Below are 17449 nucleotides of genomic sequence, written 5' to 3' on the forward strand. Positions count from 1 at the left end.
ATAGTCGGTGCCGGACACCGGATCAAACGGACAGGATGGCGGCATGGGGGTCGGGCACGGACACGGTCACGGCGGCGCCATGACGGCGGCCGGCGCGTACCGCCGGCGGCTCGCGGTCGTGCTCGGCATCACCAGCTCGGTGCTGGTCGTCGAGGTCGTCGGCGCGCTGCTGTCCGGGAGCCTCGCGCTGCTCGCGGACGCCGGCCACATGCTGACCGACGCGAGCGGCATCGCGCTGACGCTGTTCGCGGTGTGGATCGCGCAGCGGCCGACCAGCAGCCGGCGCACCTTCGGCTTCCAGCGCGCCGAGGTGCTCGCCGCGCTCGCCAACGCTGTGCTGTTGCTCGTCGTTGGCGGTTTCGTCGTGGTGGAAGGCATCCGCCGGCTGATCGAGCCGCCGGAGGTCGGCAGCACGATCGTGATGATCTTCGGCGCGATCGGCCTGGTCGCCAACGCGGTGTCGCTGGTGATCCTGTCGCGCGCGCAGTCGGCCAGCATCGGCATCCGTGGCGCGTTCCTGGAAGTGCTCAACGACGCCATCGGATCCGGTGCCGTGCTGGTGTCCGGCGCGATCATCGCGCTGACCGGCTGGCAACGTGCCGACGCGATCGCGTCGCTGCTGATCGGCGTGCTCATCGTGCCGCGTACGTTGAAGCTGCTCCGCGAGGCGATCGAGGTGTTGCTTGAGGCGACGCCGAAAGGTGTCGACCTCGATGACGTGCGTAAACATCTGTGCGAGACGCCAGGCGTGGTGGACGTGCACGACCTGCATGCCTGGACGATCACCAGTGGCGCGCCGGTGCTGTCGGCGCACGTGGTCGTCTCCGACGACCGGCTGGAATGCGGCTCGGGGACCGTACTCGACGCGCTGCAGCGCTGCGTCGCCGGCCATTTCGACGTGGAGCACTCGACCTTCCAGCTCGAACCGGCCGGCCACACCGACCACGAACCCGGCGCGCACGTCTAACCACGTTGTCGCCGAAAGTGTCGTACGCCGGCGCGACCGTTGATATCGGGGGCCCAAAATCAGGATGAGGCGTCGATGACCGCGGCGGTGATCGCGGCCCGCGACTTCACGGCGAGCTTCCCGCGGATGTTGGTCACGTGCGTCTCGACGGTACGCGGCCGCAGCCCCAGCCGGTCGGCGATCTCGCGGTTGGACAGGCCGGCGGCGACCAGCCGCGCGACCTCCAGCTCGCGCGCGGTCAGCTCCGCCAGCGACGGCTTCGCCGGCGTACGCAGCTGGTCGAGCTGCGCGTCGACCTCGGCGCGCCGCGACGGCAGGCCGCACGCGTCGAACAGCGACGCGGCTTTTTCCAACAATGGCAAGGCGTCCTCGCGCGACCCGGAGGCGGCCAGGCCGATGCCGGCGAGCAGCCAGCCGTCCGCCTCGTTGGCCGCGTGGCCAGCCGAGCCGAAGGCTGTCGCGGCCGCCCGCGCGTACGACGCGGCACCGGCGGCATCGCCGCCGAAGATCGCGATCCGCGCCCGGCTGATGTCACGGTAGCCGCGATATTTCGGCAGGTCGATGCCACCTTCCACGGCCGCCTCGATCATTTCCAGCCAAACCCTGGCGGCGTCCACCCGGCCACGCGCGAGCTCGGCCAGCACCATGCCGACGGCGAAAAACGGCCGGTGCAGAGCGTCGAGCAACGGCATCTCGGGTCCGCCGAAGGCGGGCACGGCGACCTCGACGCAACCGCCCGGGTCACCCATGATCAGCTTCGCGAAGCCGAGCGACCCGCCGGCCACCGCGCAGAACCAGTTCTGCTGTCCGCCGCCGGCCTCGACGGCGATCTCGGCGGCCTTCATCGCCGCCGGTCCGTCGCGCCGCAGCACGTGCACCAGGCTCTGCATCGCGTACGCGACCGTACGCAGGTGCTCGCTGCCGGACAGCTCGGCCGCGTCCACGGCGTCCTCGACATAGCGCAACGCCTCCGGCGCGCGTCCCATGTCCCACAGCGCCATCGCGCCGCCGGCCAGCAGATACGTGAGCAGGTCGCGTTTGCCGGCGCGCTGGCAGAGCCGCAGCCCGCGGTCGAAATGCGCGATCGCCGCCTGGTCCAGGCCGAGGAAGAACTCGGTCCAGCTCAGCGCCGCCAGCGCCTCCAGCCGTACGGCCAGCTCGTCGTCGCTGAGGGCGTCCATCTTCGACGCCGCCTCGCGCCGCCACTCCAGCGAACCGGCGGTGTCACCCATCCCCATCCGCGCGGCCGCGAGATCCGACAGCGCATGCGCCTGCAGTCCGAGGTCTTCCGACGCCCGCGCGATCTCCAGCACGCGCAGCACCTGTTCCTGGTCGACGTCCAGGAACTTGCCGCTCAGCACCCGCGCCGAAGCCAGCTCCACGTGCAGTGGGATCATGTGTGCGCCGGCCGCGCCCGGCAGCCGCCGCAGCTCCTCCACGATCAGGTCGCGCGCCACCGCAGGCCGGCCGAGCAGCACCTCGACGCGCGAGTACGCGACCGCCGCTTCGACCCGGGCCTGACCACCGTCGGCCGGCAAGAGCGCCAGCAGCTGCTGATATGCCTCGCGGCTGTCGGACAGCCGGCCGGCCAGCTGCAGCGCGCCGGCCAGCTCGCCGAGCAGCTCGATCCGCCGCTCGGTCTGGTCCTCCGGCAGGTTGTGCAGCGCCGCCTGCAGCCACTCGGCCGCCGTCGACGGACTCGTCGTCATGGTCGCGGTCGCCGCGTTGGTCAGCAGGTGGACGGCCGCCTGGTCGCCGACCCGCGCGACGCGCATGACATGTGGCGCGCGGTGGGTCAGCGGTGCGCGGGCCCTGGCCAACGCCTCGGCGGCCCTGGTGTGCGCGATCTGCTGCCAGCCGCGTCCGGCCGTACGGTAGACCACATCGCGTACGAGCGGATGCCGATAATGCATCGCGCCGCCAGGCCTCGCCAACCTGATCAGGTCACGCTGGACCAGTCCGTCCAGCCCGGCCTGGGTGTCGGCCAGCGGCAGATCGGCGACTTCGGCGACCGCGGCGGCCTCGAACGGGTCGTCCAACACCGCGGCCGCCTGCGCGATCAGCCGTTGCCGCGGCGGCAGCTGTTCGAACTCCGCGCGCAACACGGCGAGCACCGGCCAGTTCGCCGGATATTGCGCGTACGGACTGGCCGACTGCCGTGCCAACGCGTCCAGATAGAGCGGATTGCCGCCGCTGCGGCGATAAACCTCGTGTTGGCGTCGCGCCGGAATGGCAGCGCCGAGCAGCTCGGCGGCCTCGGCCCGGCTCAGCGGACCGAGGTCCAACCGCAGGTCCGGCGCCGCGCCGGCGCGCAGTGCGGCCATCATCGCCGGGGAGAGTTGCCGGGGCCGATAGGCCAACGCGACGAGCACCGGAGCCGGCGGCGGATGCCGCAACAAATGCGCGATGAACTCGGCGGACGCGGCGTCGGCCCAGTGCACGTCATCGAGCGTCAACACCAGTCCGCGCCGCGCCGAAAGGCGGGTGATCAGCGCGAGGATCGCACGGTGGGTCTGGAAACGCTCCGGGCTGCCGGCCGGTTCTGCGGCCTCGGCGAGCGCCGGAAACACCGGCGACAGCAGCGCGGCCGACTCGGCGTCGAGAATGTGCTTGCCGGGCGTGGAAAAGGCGGCCAGCTCGTCGTCGATCGCGTCGACGAGTACGGAGAACGGCACCATGCCGGTGACCTCGCTGGCGCGGCCGGACAGCACTCGATGCCGACGCGCGACCGACCGCAGCTCGGCGAGCAGCCGGGTCTTGCCGATCCCCGGCTCGCCGGTGATCTCGATCAGGTGCAGCCGCGGCGTGGTCGCCTGCCGGAAACTTTCGAGCACGCCACGGATCGCGGCCAACTCCGGGCCGCGCCCCACGAACCGCTCAGCCCCAGACTGCGGTTGCACGTCTTCCTTCGTCCGCCGGGAGCGTACGCGCCGGCTTTCCGCGAGATTAGCAATTGTTCCCGCCGCGACCCGCACCTGCCACTTTGCGGCGAAAAATCGAAAGGTGGGACGTTACGGTTGGTCGCTGTCGACCCAGTCGAAGGTCTTGGTGACCGCCTTCTTCCAGTTGCCGTATTGCCGGTCGCGGGTCTCGGCGTCCATCGCCGGGTCCCACTGTTTGTCCTGGGCCCAGTTGGCCCGGATGTCGTCCTCCGACTCCCAGAAACCGACCGCGAGTCCGGCCGCGTACGCGGCGCCGAGAGCGGTCGTCTCGTTGACCACCGGCCGGATCACCGGCACGTCGAGAATGTCGGCCTGAAACTGCATCAGCAACTCGTTGACCACCATGCCGCCGTCGACTTTCAACGATGTCAACGGTACGCCGGAGTCGGCGTTCATCGCGTCGATGACTTCCTTGGTCTGGAAGGCGGTGGCCTCCAGCACGGCCCGCGCGAGGTGGCCGGCGGTCACGTACCGCGTCAGGCCGACGATCGCCCCACGCGCGTCGGATCGCCAGTGTGGCGCGAAAAGACCGGAGAAGGCTGGCACGAAATAGCAGCCGCCGTTGTCCTCGACGCTGCCGGCGAGCCGCTCGATCTCCGGCGCCGACGCGATCATCTTCAGGTTGTCGCGCAGCCACTGCACCAGCGAGCCGGTCACCGCGATCGAGCCTTCCAGCGCGTAGATCGGGTCCGCCGAGCCGATCTTGTAGCAGACCGTGGTGAGCAAGCCGTTCTCGCTCATCACCTTTTCCGCGCCGGTGTTCAGAAGCACGAAGTTGCCGGTGCCGTAGGTGTTCTTCGCCTCGCCGGGGGACAGGCAGGCCTGGCCGAAGGTGGCCGCCTGCTGGTCGCCGAGGATGCCGGCGATCGGCACGCCGGCCAGCACGCCTTTGTCGCGCACCTTGCCGTATTCCTCCGACGAGGAACGGATCCGCGGCAGCATCGACACCGGGATCCGCATCTCCGCGCAGATCTGCTCGTCCCAGGCCAGGCTTTCCAGGTCCATCAGCAAAGTACGCGACGCGTTGGTCGGATCGGTGACGTGCAGGCCGCCGTCCGGCCCGCCGGTCATGTTCCACAGGACCCAGCTGTCCATCGTGCCGAACTTGAGCTCGCCGGCCTCGGCGCGTTCCCGCGCACCGTCCACATTGTCCAGCACCCAGCGGATCTTCGGTCCGGCGAAGTAGGTCGCCAGCGGAAGCCCGGTTTTGTGCCGATATCGCTCCTGGCCGCCGCCGAGCTCGCCGAGCTCGGCGCAGATCCGGTCGGTACGCGTGTCCTGCCAGACGATCGCGTTGTAGACCGGTTGGCCGGTTTTCACGTCCCACACCAACGTCGTCTCGCGCTGGTTGGTGATGCCGACGGCGGCGATGTCGGACGGCGACAGGTCGGCCCTGGCCAGCGCGCCGGCGCAGACTTCTCTGGTGTTGGACCAGATTTCGGTGGCGTTGTGCTCGACCCAGCCGGCCCGCGGAAAGATCTGCTCGTGTTCTTTCTGGTCGGCGGCCACCACCCGGCCGGAGTGGTCGAAAACCATGCACCGGGTGGAGGTCGTGCCTTGGTCGATGGCCGCGACGTACGTGCTCATGCTGCGGGTCCTCCAACAGGTTCGTGGGTCAGATGGTCTTCGGCAGGATAACCGCCAGCAGGCCGGCCAGCCCGCCGCCGATCAGCGGCCCGACCACCGGAATCCACGAATAGCCCCAGTCCGGGCTTCCCTTTCCGCGGATCGGCAGCAGGAACGCGTACGCGATCCGCGGGCCGAGGTCGCGGACCGGGTTGATGGCATAACCGGTCGGACCGCCGAGCGACTGGCCGATCCCCATCACCACGAAACTCACGCCGGCATAGCCGAGTGCCGCGTTGCCAAACTGCGGCACGCCACTGATGGCCGCGCCGGCCGGCGGTGACAGCAGGATCCAGCCGACCAGCACGAAAGTGCCGATGATCTCGGTCACCAGGTTCCACGGAGCGCTCCGGATCGTCGGCGCGGTCGAGAAAATCCCCAGCGTGTGCTCGTTGTCGTCGTACTTGTCGAATTGCAGCTTGTAGGCGGCCCAGCAGAGCACGGCGCCGACGATGCCGCCGGCGAGTTGGCCGATCAGATAGAAAGGCACCAGCTGCGGTGCCACCTTGCCGGCGATCAACAGGCCGAGGGTGACCGCCGGATTGATGTGCGCGCCGGTCGGATTCGCGATGCTGGCGCCGGCGAACACCGCGAATCCCCAGCCGAAGGTCACCATCAGGGTGCCGCCGGCGTGGCCGTACGTTTTGGTGAGCGTCACGTTTGCCACCACGCCGGTGCCCAGCAGCACCAGGACCGCCGTGCCGATCAGTTCCCACACCACGATCAGGCCAGGATTCACTCCGCCTCCTCGACAGCTCGGCGACAACGTCCGCGCACATTGGGTCCACCGGCAGACAATGCGTGCCTATGTGGCTCAATCGCAACGTGCCCGGACGTTATGTGATTTAGCAGCCGCTGTCTATGGCCGAGCGGGAGAGTGGAAGGCGGTTTGGGGCAACCGGAGGAAAAGTGTGGCCGGATATGGTCAGTCGATGCCGGAGGCCTCGCGTGCCGCGGCTATTACCTCCAGCACGGTGACCGCGTCGTTGGGGTCGACCGGTGCCGGAGCGGCGCCGCGCAGCGCGTCGCGCACCTGCCGATAGAACTCCGGATATGTGCCGGGAACACTGGGAATCGTGGTCAGCTTGTCCTCGGTGCCGAGCTGGCCCCACTGCGCGACCGGGTCCTCGCCCCAGCCGGGCCGGGCCGGATGCCGGCCGCCGCGCAGGTCGGATTCCTGTGGGTCCAGGCCGGTTTTGACGTACGCGGCCTGGTCGCCGAGCACCCGGAAACGTGGCCCCAGCTGGCCGGCGAGCGAGCTCATCCACAGATGTGACCGGGTGCCGGACTGGTGCGTGATGGCAAGGAAAGCGTCGTCGTCGGCCTTGCTGCCCGACCGCCGCCTGTCGACCTCGGCGTAGGCCGAATGCACCGGGCCGAAAAGCTGGATCGCCTGGTCGATCAGATGGCTGCCGAGGTCGAACAGAATGCCGGCGGCCTGGTCCGGGCCGGCCTGGTCGCGCCAGCCGTCCGACGGTTTCGGCCGCCACCGCTCGAACCGGGATTCGCAGCGGTGTACGGTGCCCAGCGCGCCTTCGTCGAGAAGTTTGCGCAATGTCAGGAAGTCCGAGTCCCAGCGCCGGTTCTGGAAGACGGTCAGCAGCAAGCCGCGTTCGGTCGCCGCGGTGACCAACTCGCGAGCCGCCTGTGGGGTGGTCGCCATCGGTTTGTCGATGACGACAGGAAGACCCGCCTCCAGCGCGGCCATCCCCAGTGTCGCGTGCGATCCGTTCGGGCTGGCGATCACGACCAGGTCGAGGCGGTCCGGCCGGGAAAACAATTCCTCGGCGGTGCGGACGATCTCGACGTCGTGGTAGTCACGGCAGGCACGGTCGGCGCGCTCCGGATTTCCGGTCACCACCGCGGTCAGCTCCAGACCGGGCGTCGCCGAGATGAGCGGAGCGTGGAAGACCGAGCCGGCCAGTCCGAAGCCGATCAGGCCGACGCGAAAGGACACTGGCGAGGAATCGGTCATGACCTGGAGTAAACCAATCCGGTGACCATGCGTGTCCTGCGGGGTCGGATTTTGTTAACTGTCCCCGCCGATTTACCAGGCCGGCATCGGCTATTCGGCTGAGTGCGCGCCCACTATTCGCGCCGCGTACGCGAAACGGCGCGACACCGACAGCGGTGTCGCGCCGTTTTCGGCTGGCGGGTTTTGCCGCCGCCGCAGGCGATCCGAGGTTAGGAGTTGGCCTGGCGGTATTGCTCCAGCACCGAGCCGGGCAGCCGGCCGCGGGTGGAAATCTGCAGGCCCTGCGCCTGAGCCCAGGCCCGTACGGCCTGAGTGTCGACCGCGGCGGCGCGACGGGAAGCGCGTTTGGCGGCTGGACGAGCCGGCGCCGCGGCGTTCTTGCGCGGACGACCGCGACCGCGCTTCACCGGAGCCGGCGCGGCTTTGGCTGCCTTGGTGGCTTTGCTGGCCCGCTTGGCCGGCGCTGCCGAACCGGAGCCGCCGCCCTCGATGCTTTCTTCCAGCGCCGCGAGGAACTGCTGCAGCGGGATCTTTTTGCCGCGACCGGCACGGCTGGCGCCTTTGCGCCATTCCACCGCGGAGTTGCCGATCCGCAAATGGCCGAGCACCGAACCGGAGTTGTCGGCAATGGACAGTAGGATGCCCTTGTCGCCAACAGTGATGCCCGCGTCTGCGATGTCCAGGTTGACCTGCATGTGCCCTCTCCTTGTGTCGAACTGTTGACGGCCCGACAATCCTACGGATGATTTCGATCGCAGTGCGGGTGCCATCCGCGATCCATAGAGGAATTAATACCACTTCCGGCACGCACTTGTCGCGCGGGGAGCAGCATAAAGGATAGAAGACCGCGATTTCCACCCCGGCAGCCGGGTCATTAGGTTCGGCAAAGGCCAGTTGGCGGCAAACTACCGGCCTTTCTCATCCGGTTCTCATGAGTTCCCTGCCTTCGCCGCCGATGCTAACGACTCCGCGCTCGGCCCGATCTGCCGGCCATTCGAGCACGGAGACGCGCTCAACGAGGGTCCAGACCGAATCCGCCGAATTTGCCGCCGGCCGTTTCGCCGCCGGTTTCGGGCAGCACGACACAGCGGCGCACCGGCCTTTTCCCGCCGGCCACTGCCGCAATGGCTCGCGTTCTGTGATACCTATTGCCCGGTCGGCGGGGTCCTCAAACCGGCGCGACGGCGTCAATTGCCGGCCGCGGGGCGCGAGGAACGCTGCCGTGGCGTGTGTATTGCCACGTATCGCCCGGTCAGGCCGGTACGGGTAGCGTTCGGCGGGTAATAGGAGTGAAGCGGGTCCGCCGGTGGGATCCGCCTGGCGGCACCGATTGTGGGGAGACGAACAAAGAGATGGCCGAGATCGCTGAGGTGACGGACAAGAAAGGAGGACCGGCCGATGGTGCAGTCGCTGGACATGCGACCGGATCCGGCTGACGAACGGAGCACCGGAGAACTGGTGAGCCAGCTCTCCAGCCAGGTGTCGGAGCTGGTCCGCGCCGAACTGAAGCTGGCCCAGCTGGAGCTTGCGGCGAAAGCCAAAAAGCTGGGGACCGGAGCCGGGTTGTTCGCCGGGGCCGGTGTCATCGCCTTCTATTCCTTCGGAGTCCTGCTCGCCGCGGCGGTGCTCGCACTGTCGTTGGTGTTGCCGGGTTGGGCCGCGGCGCTGATCGTCTTCGGTGCGATGATGATCGTCGCCGCCATCCTCGTGCTGGTCGGCATCCGGCTGGTGAAACGAGGCAGCCCGCCGGTGCCGAAGCAGGCGATCGAAGGCCTGAAGACCGATGTCGGCATCCTGAAGAACCTGAAAGAAAGGTCCGGCCCATGACCTCCGAACAGGTGCGGACGGAAACCGGCTCCACCGCCGCGCCTCAGGTGACCGGACCGGTGCCGCCGACCGAGGCCGAGCTGCACGCCGACATCGCGCGGTTGCGGGTCGAGCTGGGCGGCACGGTCGACCAGTTGGCCGGCCGGCTGGACGTACGGAAGCAGGCCGAGGCCAAGCTCGCCGAAAGTCGCGAGCGGCTGATGGAAAAGGCGCCGGTGATCGGCGCGGCCATCGGCGTCGGCGTGCTGGCGATCGGCGCGTTGATCGTGCTGCGCGCCGGAATGAAGCGGCGTAAGAAGAGGTCGTCGTGAAACCGGCGGCGTTGGCGTACAAACCGATCAGCATCGGCGCCGGGATCGCCGGCGGAATCGTGGCCGGGGTGGTTTTCCGGAAGGTGTGGCGGGGACTCGGCCACGAAGGCGACCGGCCGAAGGCGACCGCGGCGGATTCCAGCTGGAGCGAGGTGCTCACCGGCGCGGTGCTGGAGGCGGTGATTTTCGCGGTGGTGAAAACCGCGATCGACCGCGGCAGCGCGGAAATCTTCCACCGGATGACCGGAGTGTGGCCGGGTAAATGACCCCGGATCTCAGCCGCGGCGGATTTTGTCCGGATTCAGCACCGCTCGTACGGCGCTGATCCGGCCATCGTCCGCCGCGAACTCCAACGCGAACACCAGATAGGGCTTTCCTGCGACCGAAACGACCGCGCCGGGTCCGGCGTTCACCGCGGCCGGCTCGGCCCGCCGCCCGTCCGGCCAGAACCGCTTCAGCCAGGCCAGGTATTCGGCCACCGCGACCCGGCCGTGCAGCGGATAGCGTACGGTTTCCGCGGTCCCGCCGGCGTCGATCCACAGCGTCACGTCCGGCGCGAGCAACGTCATCAGCTCGGCGAGGTCGCCGCCGAAGGTGGCCGCCAGAAACCGATCGGTGATCTGTCGATGTTCGGTCGTCGTCGGTGTGAACCGCGGCCGGCGCGCCCGTACGTGCTGCCGTGCTCGATAGCCGAGCTGCCGGGTGGCGTGTTCGGTGCGGTCGATCATGCCGGCGATTTCGCCGTAGCCGAAGCCGAATGCCTCGTGCAACACGAAGACCGCGCGCTCGACCGGCGCGAGCGTTTCCAGCACGACCAACATCGCCATCGACACCGACTCGGCGTGCTCGGCCGGATCGGTGTTGGTCGACGGCCGGCTCCGGCAGCCACGGCCCGACGTAGGCCTCGCGGCGCGCTTTTGCCTTGCGCAGCTGGTCGATCGCTTTTCTGGTCATCACTCGGAAGAGATAGCCGCGCGCGTCCTCGACCGCCGTCTGGTCGACGGCTGACCAGCTCAACCAGGCTTCCTGGAGCACGTCGTCGGTGTCGGTGTGCGTGCCGAGGATGCGATAGGCGGCGGCGTGCAGCAGCTGGCGGTGTTCGTCGAACGGGTCCATCTCTCCTCCTCGCCGTCCCGACGGATCCGCCGTACGAAACGGTCGAGGAGGTCTATCGGCGGATATCGGCCGGTGACCTGGCCGCGCTGGAGGAGTTGCTGCATCCGGAATTCGTCTCGCACAACCCGCGCGTGGCGCACGATCCGGCGACCGGCTCGGCGAAACGGGCCTTCGTCGACTTCTTCCGCGCACCGGCCGGCCAGGCGCTGATCGCCGCCGGACAGGAGATCAAACGCATCGTGGCCGACGGCGACCTGGTCGCGGTGCACCTACGCATCACCACCGCGCCGCCGGCCGCCGCGGTGGATATTCTCCGCATTCAGGACGGACTTGTCGCCGAACACTGGGACGTGGTGCAGGCGGTGCCGGAAAATCCGGCGAATCCGTACGGAATGTTCTAGCTATTTCCGCGTGGGCCCGTGATGATCATCACCGGAAAACTGCTTGCATGGCACAAGCAACTGAGCGGATGCTTGTAGCAAGCAAGTATCCGAGGTGAGAGTCACATGTCCACTGACACGGCCGTCGAGACCAGCACAGAGGCCCTGGTCCGCGAGCTGTTCCGGTTCATGCGCGGCCTGAAGTCGTTGCATCACACGTCGCCGGCGGGTCACCGGTTCCGGCTGGACCCGCCGGCTTTCGGCGTGCTGTGGGCCATCGCCGAGCGCGGTCCGTTGCGGCCGTCGGCGCTGGCCGAGCACCTGTGTCTGGATCTGTCGACGGTCAGCCGGCACCTGTCCGGCCTGGAGTCGGCCGGTTACCTGGCCAGGGAAACGGATCCGGCCGACCGGCGGGCGCATTTGATCCGGGTCAGCGCGGCCGGGGAGCAGGCGCTCGCCGACGACCACCGGGCCAGGCTCGCCGGACTCTCGGTGCTGCTGGAGGACTTCTCCGAGGCCGAACGCCAGCGGTTCCTGCGCTGCCTGGTGCATTTCAACGCGAACATCGACAGCCGTCGGCGGCAGATCGCCGAGGCGGCTGGCGAGGAAGGACACGATAGATGAGCGAGTCGTTGGCGAAACCCGCCGGCGATGCCAAGGGCTTGACGTTGAGCCATCGGCAGATCCTGGTGATCCTGTCCGGTCTGTTGCTGGGAATGTTCCTCGCGGCGTTGGACCAGACCATTGTCTCGACCGCGATGCGTACGGTCGCGGACAAGCTCGACGGCCAGACCGCGCAGGCCTGGGTCACCACCGCCTACCTGATCACCTCGACGGTTTCCACGCCGCTTTACGGCAAACTGTCGGACATGTACGGCCGCAAGCCGTTCTATCTCTTCGCGATCACCATTTTCGTGGCCGGTTCGCTGTTGTCCGGCATCGCCAGCGACATCTACATGCTGGCCGCTTTCCGTGCCGTACAGGGGATCGGTGCCGGTGGCCTGATGTCGCTGGCATTCGCGATCGTCGGCGACATCGTGCCGCCTCGGCAGCGCGGTCGCTACCAGGCCTATTTCATGGCGGTCTTCGGCACCTCCAGCGTGCTCGGCCCGGTGGTCGGTGGCGTACTGGCCGGCCAGGACCACATCCTCGGTTTCGACGGCTGGAGGTGGATCTTCCTGGTGAATGTGCCGGTCGGCGTACTCGCCCTGACGGTGGTGGCCAGGGTGCTGAACCTGCCGCACACCCCGCGCAAGGCGCGGGTCGACTATCTCGGCGCGGCGTTGCTGGCCCTCGCGGTCGTACCGCTGCTGACCGTCGCCGAGCAGGGAAACGAGTGGGGTTGGACCTCGGCCGGCTCGCTCGGCCTCATCGCGGTCGGTGTGGTCGCCGCCATCGCTTTCGTGCTGTGGGAACGCGCGATGGGTGAGGACGCGATTCTTCCGTTGCGGCTGTTCAACAACAGCGTCTTCAGCGTCACGTCGGTGATGAACTTCGTCGTCGGCATGGTGATGTTCGGCGGCATCGCGGCGATCCCGCTCTATCTGCAGATCGTCCGCGGCTATTCGCCGACGGTGGCCGGTTTCCTGTCGCTGCCGCTGATGTTGGGCATCATGGGGTCGTCGTTCCTGTCCGGCCAGGTGATGTCGCGTACCGGCCGCTACAAGGTCTTTCCGATCGTCGGCGGGTTCTTCCTGCTGACCGGCATGCTGCTGAGCGCGACACTGACGCCGGATGTGGCGATCGTCGTTCCGATGGCGTACATGATGGTCATCGGCGCCGGCCTCGGCCTGTCGATGCAGACGCTGATCGTCGCCGTGCAGAACGCCGTTCCGGCCCGCGACATGGGGGTGTCCACCAGCTCGGCGCAGTTTTTCCGCACCATGGGTGGCACGTTCGGCACGGCGGTGTTCCTGTCGGTGCTGTTCAACTCGGTCGCCGGCAACATCCGGGACCGCTTCACCGACGCCAGCCACACCGAGCCCGGTGCGCTCCGGCAGGCGCTGGCGCAGCTCACCGGCCAGCAGCGCGAGCTGCTCGCCGGCGGTGGCGGCCAGAGCAGCCTGAACGACACCAGCTTCATCGGCCAGCTGCCGGAGGTGTTGAAGAACGTGTTCCTGCACGGCTTCAACGACTCGATGAGCACGGTCTTCCTGCTCGCCGGCCTGTTGGCCATCCCGGCCATCGTGCTCGGCTTCTTCGTACGCGAGATCCCGCTGCGGACGACCGCCGGCATCTCCGCCGCCGCGCAGGAGGATGACGCGAAGGCGGTCGCTCCAGCGGTGCACTGACGCCGGAAAGTTCGCATGGCCCCCATGCGTGCGTTGGACGCACGCATGGGGGCCATGCGGCCGTTTGGACAGTTAGCGTACGGATGTCAATGGCCGTAGCATCCCCATGATCCAGCTCACGTCGGCAGGCGTACGGCCAGCGGAGGTCACGATGCGCAGCACCATGCAGGACACCCCACTGTCGATCACCCGCATCCTCCAGCACGGCACCACCGTGCACGGCGACGCGGAGGTCGTGACCTGGACGACCGACGGTCCGCGCCGGCGGACATACGCCGAGGTCGGCAAGCGTGCGGCCAGGCTGGCCAACGCGCTGCGCGCGCTCGGCGTCGACGGCGACCAGCGGGTGGCGAGCTTCCAGTGGAACAACGCCGAGCACCTCGAGGTCTTCCTCACCGTGCCGTCGATGGGGGCCGTGCTGCACACGCTCAACCTGCGGCTGTTCCCCGACCAGCTGACCTACATCGCCAACCACGCCGAAGACAAGATCATCATCGTCGACAACACGCTCGTACCGCTGCTGGCGAAGGTGCTCGCGCAGCTGCACACGGTCGAGCACGTGATCGTGGTCGGCCCGGCCGACACGGCGCCGATCGCCGATGCCGGCAAGAGGATCCACGACTACGAGGAGCTGCTGGCCGCTCAGCCGGAGGAGTTCGCGTGGGTCGAGCCGGCGGACGAGCGCGACGCGGCGGCGATGTGCTACACGTCCGGCACGACCGGCGACCCGAAGGGCGTCGCGTACTCGCACCGGTCGATCTATCTGCACTCCATGCAGATCCTGGCGATGGAGTCCTTCGGCATCAGCGGCCAGGACCGGCTGCTGGCGATCGTGCCGATGTTCCACGCGATGGCCTGGGGCCTGCCGTACGCGGCGCTGATGGCCGGTTCGTCGCTGATCATGCCGGACCGTTTCCTGCAGCCGGAGCCGCTGGCCAGGATCATCGAGACCGAGAAGCCGACGTTCGGCGGCGCGGTGCCGACCGTCTTCTCCGGCCTGCTGTCCTACCTGGATGCCAACGATGTCGACACCTCCACCCTGAAGGAGGTCGTGATCGGCGGCTCGGCGTGTCCGCCGGCGTTGATGCGCGCGTTCAAGGAGCGGCACGACATCGACGTGATCCACGCGTGGGGGATGACCGAGACCTCGCCGCTCGGGTCGGTGTCCCGGGCGCCGGCTGGCACGAGCGGCGAGGAGGCGTGGGCCTATCGGATCACCCAGGGCCGGTTCCCGGCCGGCGTGCAGTATCGGCTGCTCGGTCCGGACGGCGACCTGGTGCCGACCGACGGCAAGGCGGTCGGTGAGCTGGAGGTGCGCGGCCCGTGGGTCACCGGGTCCTACCACGGCGACGACTCGCCGCCGGAGGAGAAGTTCCACGACGGCTGGTTGCGTACCGGCGACGTCGGCACCGTCACGCCGAACGGCTACCTGACCCTGACCGACCGCTCCAAGGACGTGATCAAGTCCGGCGGCGAGTGGATTTCCTCGGTGGAGCTGGAAAACCACCTGATGTCGCATCCGAAGGTGTCCGAGGCGTCGGTGGTCGGCGTACCGGACGAGAAGTGGGACGAGCGGCCACTGGCGGCTGTGGTCGTACGCGAAGGCGAGGAGGTGAGCGCGGACGAGCTGCGGTCGTACCTGGCCGAGAAGGTCGCCAAGTGGCAGCTGCCGGAGCGCTGGACCTTCATCGACGAGGTGCCCAAGACCAGCGTCGGCAAGTTTGACAAGAAGCGCCTGCGTGCGCGCTATGCCGAAGGTGACCTGGAGGTCATCACGCTGGGCTGACCGGCCAGTTACCCGCTACGGCGCGAAACTGTCGTACCCCCCTGTCAATCTGGGCCCCCACCCAGATCGGGTGGGGGGTGGGTTCGCGTGGAAACTTGGATAAGTTCGAAGTTGATCTTGGTCGCGCACGCATGGCATGCGTGCGTTGGAGCGCAAGGGCCCCCCGGCGTGCGCTGCGTGATGCGCACCCGGCGCCTCAGTGCTCGCCGGCGTGCTCCTCGGCGCGCTTGAGCGACGCGCGGATCTCCTCCTCGGCCTCGTCGCGACCGACCCAGGTGGCACCCTCGACCGACTTCTTCGGCTCCAGGTCCTTGTAGACCTCGAAGAAGTGCTGGATCTCCAGCCGGTCGAACTCGGGTACGTGGTGGATGTCGCGCAGGTGCTCCTGCCGCGGGTCACGTGCCGGTACGCAGAGCACCTTGTCGTCGCGGCCGGCCTCGTCGCGCATCCGGAACATGCCGATCGCGCGCGCCAGGATCACGCAGCCGGGGAAGGTCGGCTCAGGCAGCAGGACGAGCGCGTCGAGCGGGTCGCCGTCCTGGCCGAGGGTGTTGTCGACGAAGCCGTAGTCGGCTGGATACTGCGTCGCGGTGAACAGCACCCGGTCGAGCCGGATGCGTCCGGTTTTGTGGTCCACCTCGTACTTGTTCCGCTGCCCCTTGGGGATCTCGATGGTGACGTCGAACTCCACTGGATTGACCTCTCTGCGGAAAAGCACGTTCGTCTCCCTTGTAGTCTCGCCTACGGGTGGACCGCGGGAGGTGACGGGTGGCCGAGCGAACACCTCGCCTGGCGACGGTCGCCGGTCTGGTCGTTGCCATCGTGGTCGCCGTCGCGGGGACGGCGGCCGGCGGTGTGCTCGCCGTCACGTACGCCGGTCCGATCAAGGCCTTGCTCACGCCGGTGCCTCCGGCGTCCGCGGTCGCCTTCCCGGTGCCGGGGTTGCAGAAGCAGCCGCAGCAGGTGCTCGCCGACCCGTCCGGCAGCGGCGCCGCGCCGACGGTCGCCGGTCTCGCCAGCCATCTCGGCCAGGCGCTGCACGACAGCCGGCTCGGGCCGAGCGTGTCCGTGTCGATCCGGGACGGGCTGACCGGCGAGCCGTTGTACGGCGCTGGGGACAGCCGGCCGGCGCCGGCGGCCTCGGCCACCAAGCTGCTCACCGCTGCCGCCGCGCTGCAGAAACTCGGCCCTGATCACCGCTTCACGACCCGCGTCGTCCAGGGCTCCGAGCCAGGCAGCGTCGTACTCGTCGGTGGCGGTGACCCGACGCTCGGGATCGGCCCCAGGACGGCGTACGCGAACGCCGCTCGCCTCGACCTGCTCGCCGGCCAGGTGAAGAGGGCGCTCGGTGGCGCGAAGGTCAGCAAGATCGTCGTCGACACGTCGCTGTTCGGCGGACCGGCAACGGCGACCGGCTGGGCTCCTGGCGACCTCAAAGGCGACGTGGCGCCGATCGGCGCGCTGATGGTGGACGGTGGCCGTACGTCCCCGGACCAGGACTCCAGGCCGCGTACGGCGACTCCGTCGACCTTCGCGGCCACCGGTTTCGCTGCGGCGCTCGGCGCGTCCGGCGCGACGATCACCAGCGGCAAGGCGCCGTCCGGCGCGCGTGAGCTCGGCTCCGTACGGTCGATGCCGCTCTCCCAGATCATCGCCATCGACCTGGAGATCTCCGACAACGTGATCTCCGAGGTGCTCGGCCGGCAGGTCGCGATCGCCGCCGGTCTGCCGGCGACCTTCAGCGGCATGGCGGCGGCGGTGCCGAAGGTGCTGGCCGCGGCCGGCGTGACCGCGGCGTCCGACGCGCGGCTGTTGGACGCGAGCGGCCTGTCCGGTGCCGACCGGGTCACCGCGCGGCTGCTCAGCGCCGTACTCGCCACCGCCTCCTCCGCGAGCAAGCCGGCGCTGCGGCCGATGCTCACCGGGCTGCCGGTGGCCGGCTACACAGGCACGCTCGACAAGCGGTTCGTCAGCGCGCAGGCCAGGGCCGGCGCCGGGATCGTACGCGCCAAGACCGGCACGCTCACCGGTGTCAGCTCGCTGGCCGGCGTGGTCGTCGACAGCTCCGGCCGGCTGCTGGCCTTCGCCGTGGTCGCCGACAAGGTGCCGCCGACCGGGACCCTGGCCGCCGAGGCAGCGCTGGACGTGATCGGCACCGAGATCGCCGGCTGCGGCTGCTCCTGACCGCTCGACGAAACTGTCGGTCCCAGCGCGGACTCTGGTAACGG

15 protein-coding genes and 2 pseudogenes are annotated in these 17449 nt (G+C 68.7%); 9 read left to right on the top strand and 8 right to left on the bottom strand.

Features of this window, described 5'->3' with window-relative positions; genetic code table 11:
* The first annotated feature begins 43 nt into the window (after nt 1–43).
* A complete protein-coding gene (locus tag GNX95_RS41430; protein ID WP_163513624.1) occupies nt 44–967 on the top strand; it encodes a cation diffusion facilitator family transporter in 924 nt (307 codons plus the stop codon).
* Nucleotides 968–1026: 59 nt separating this feature from the next.
* Here GNX95_RS41430 and GNX95_RS41435 read toward each other — a convergent pair whose 3' ends face one another.
* The 5 genes from GNX95_RS41435 to GNX95_RS41455 all read right to left on the bottom strand — a co-directional run bounded on the left by GNX95_RS41435 (nt 1027) and on the right by GNX95_RS41455 (nt 8205).
* Nucleotides 1027–3837 carry a helix-turn-helix transcriptional regulator gene (locus GNX95_RS41435; protein WP_163513625.1) on the bottom strand — a complete coding sequence of 937 codons (2811 nt, stop codon included), beginning with the start codon at nt 3835–3837 and terminating at the stop codon, nt 1027–1029.
* 141 nt (nt 3838–3978) lie between these two features.
* A complete protein-coding gene (glpK, locus tag GNX95_RS41440; RefSeq protein WP_163513626.1) occupies nt 3979–5496 on the bottom strand; it encodes a glycerol kinase GlpK in 1518 nt (505 codons plus the stop codon).
* Nucleotides 5497–5524: 28 nt separating this feature from the next.
* Nucleotides 5525–6274, bottom strand: coding sequence for an MIP/aquaporin family protein (locus GNX95_RS41445; RefSeq protein WP_163513627.1), 750 nt, complete (start codon nt 6272–6274; stop codon nt 5525–5527).
* A gap of 186 nt (nt 6275–6460) precedes the next feature.
* Entirely contained in the window at nt 6461–7510 is a 1050-nt protein-coding gene (locus GNX95_RS41450; protein ID WP_163513628.1) for a Gfo/Idh/MocA family oxidoreductase, read from the bottom strand.
* 209 nt (nt 7511–7719) lie between these two features.
* Nucleotides 7720–8205: an Lsr2 family DNA-binding protein gene (locus GNX95_RS41455; protein ID WP_163513629.1), complete on the bottom strand. Its 486-nt coding sequence runs from the start codon at nt 8203–8205 to the stop codon at nt 7720–7722.
* Between the two features lie 703 nt (nt 8206–8908).
* Between GNX95_RS41455 and GNX95_RS41460 the strand changes: the two genes are divergently transcribed.
* Genes GNX95_RS41460 through GNX95_RS41470 form a run of 3 tightly spaced genes read left to right on the top strand, consistent with a single transcriptional unit; the run spans nt 8909 to nt 9914 of the window.
* Nucleotides 8909–9337 carry a phage holin family protein gene (locus tag GNX95_RS41460; protein WP_163513630.1) on the top strand — a complete coding sequence of 143 codons (429 nt, stop codon included), beginning with the start codon at nt 8909–8911 and terminating at the stop codon, nt 9335–9337.
* Nucleotides 9334–9648, top strand: coding sequence for a DUF3618 domain-containing protein (locus GNX95_RS41465; protein WP_163513631.1), 315 nt, complete (start codon nt 9334–9336; stop codon nt 9646–9648). Before GNX95_RS41460 ends, GNX95_RS41465 begins: the two co-directional genes overlap by 4 nt.
* Nucleotides 9645–9914 (top strand): DUF4235 domain-containing protein, encoded by a 270-nt coding sequence (locus GNX95_RS41470; protein WP_163513632.1) that lies wholly within the window; start codon nt 9645–9647, stop codon nt 9912–9914. The genes GNX95_RS41465 and GNX95_RS41470 overlap by 4 nt, the downstream gene beginning before the upstream one ends.
* Nucleotides 9915–9923: 9 nt before the next feature.
* Here the strand turns inward: GNX95_RS41470 and GNX95_RS41475 are convergent, their stop codons facing one another.
* Entirely contained in the window at nt 9924–10475 is a 552-nt protein-coding gene (locus GNX95_RS41475) for a sigma factor-like helix-turn-helix DNA-binding protein (protein ID WP_246281937.1), read from the bottom strand.
* Between the two features lie 148 nt (nt 10476–10623).
* Nucleotides 10624–10764, bottom strand: a pseudogene (locus GNX95_RS43705) (sigma factor); the annotation flags it as partial.
* Nucleotides 10765–10817: 53 nt separating this feature from the next.
* Between GNX95_RS43705 and GNX95_RS42300 the strand changes: the two are divergent.
* The 4 genes and pseudogenes from GNX95_RS42300 to GNX95_RS41495 form a co-directional block, all read left to right on the top strand.
* A pseudogene (locus GNX95_RS42300) lies at nt 10818–11165 on the top strand (nuclear transport factor 2 family protein); the annotation flags it as partial.
* A 105-nt stretch (nt 11166–11270) separates the two neighbouring features.
* The gene (locus GNX95_RS41485) at nt 11271–11768 is read left to right on the top strand and encodes a MarR family winged helix-turn-helix transcriptional regulator (protein ID WP_163513634.1); all 498 of its coding nucleotides are present in this window, start codon (nt 11271–11273) and stop codon (nt 11766–11768) included.
* Complete coding sequence (locus tag GNX95_RS41490; RefSeq protein ID WP_163513635.1) at nt 11765–13435, top strand: MDR family MFS transporter; 1671 nt, start codon at nt 11765–11767, stop codon at nt 13433–13435. The genes GNX95_RS41485 and GNX95_RS41490 overlap by 4 nt, the downstream gene beginning before the upstream one ends.
* A gap of 151 nt (nt 13436–13586) precedes the next feature.
* The gene (locus tag GNX95_RS41495; protein ID WP_163513861.1) at nt 13587–15221 is read left to right on the top strand and encodes a long-chain fatty acid--CoA ligase; all 1635 of its coding nucleotides are present in this window, start codon (nt 13587–13589) and stop codon (nt 15219–15221) included.
* A 196-nt stretch (nt 15222–15417) separates the two neighbouring features.
* On the opposite strand, the gene GNX95_RS41500 is transcribed toward GNX95_RS41495, so the two are convergent.
* Nucleotides 15418–15912 carry an inorganic diphosphatase gene (locus GNX95_RS41500; RefSeq protein WP_163513862.1) on the bottom strand — a complete coding sequence of 165 codons (495 nt, stop codon included), beginning with the start codon at nt 15910–15912 and terminating at the stop codon, nt 15418–15420.
* 77 nt (nt 15913–15989) lie between these two features.
* Between GNX95_RS41500 and dacB the strand changes: the two genes are divergently transcribed.
* Nucleotides 15990–17405: a D-alanyl-D-alanine carboxypeptidase/D-alanyl-D-alanine endopeptidase gene (dacB, locus tag GNX95_RS41505; RefSeq protein ID WP_163513636.1), complete on the top strand. Its 1416-nt coding sequence runs from the start codon at nt 15990–15992 to the stop codon at nt 17403–17405.
* Nucleotides 17406–17449: the final 44 nt, after the last annotated feature.

The organism is Fodinicola acaciae (assembly GCF_010993745.1).
Lineage (GTDB): Bacteria > Actinomycetota > Actinomycetes > Mycobacteriales > HKI-0501 > Fodinicola > Fodinicola acaciae.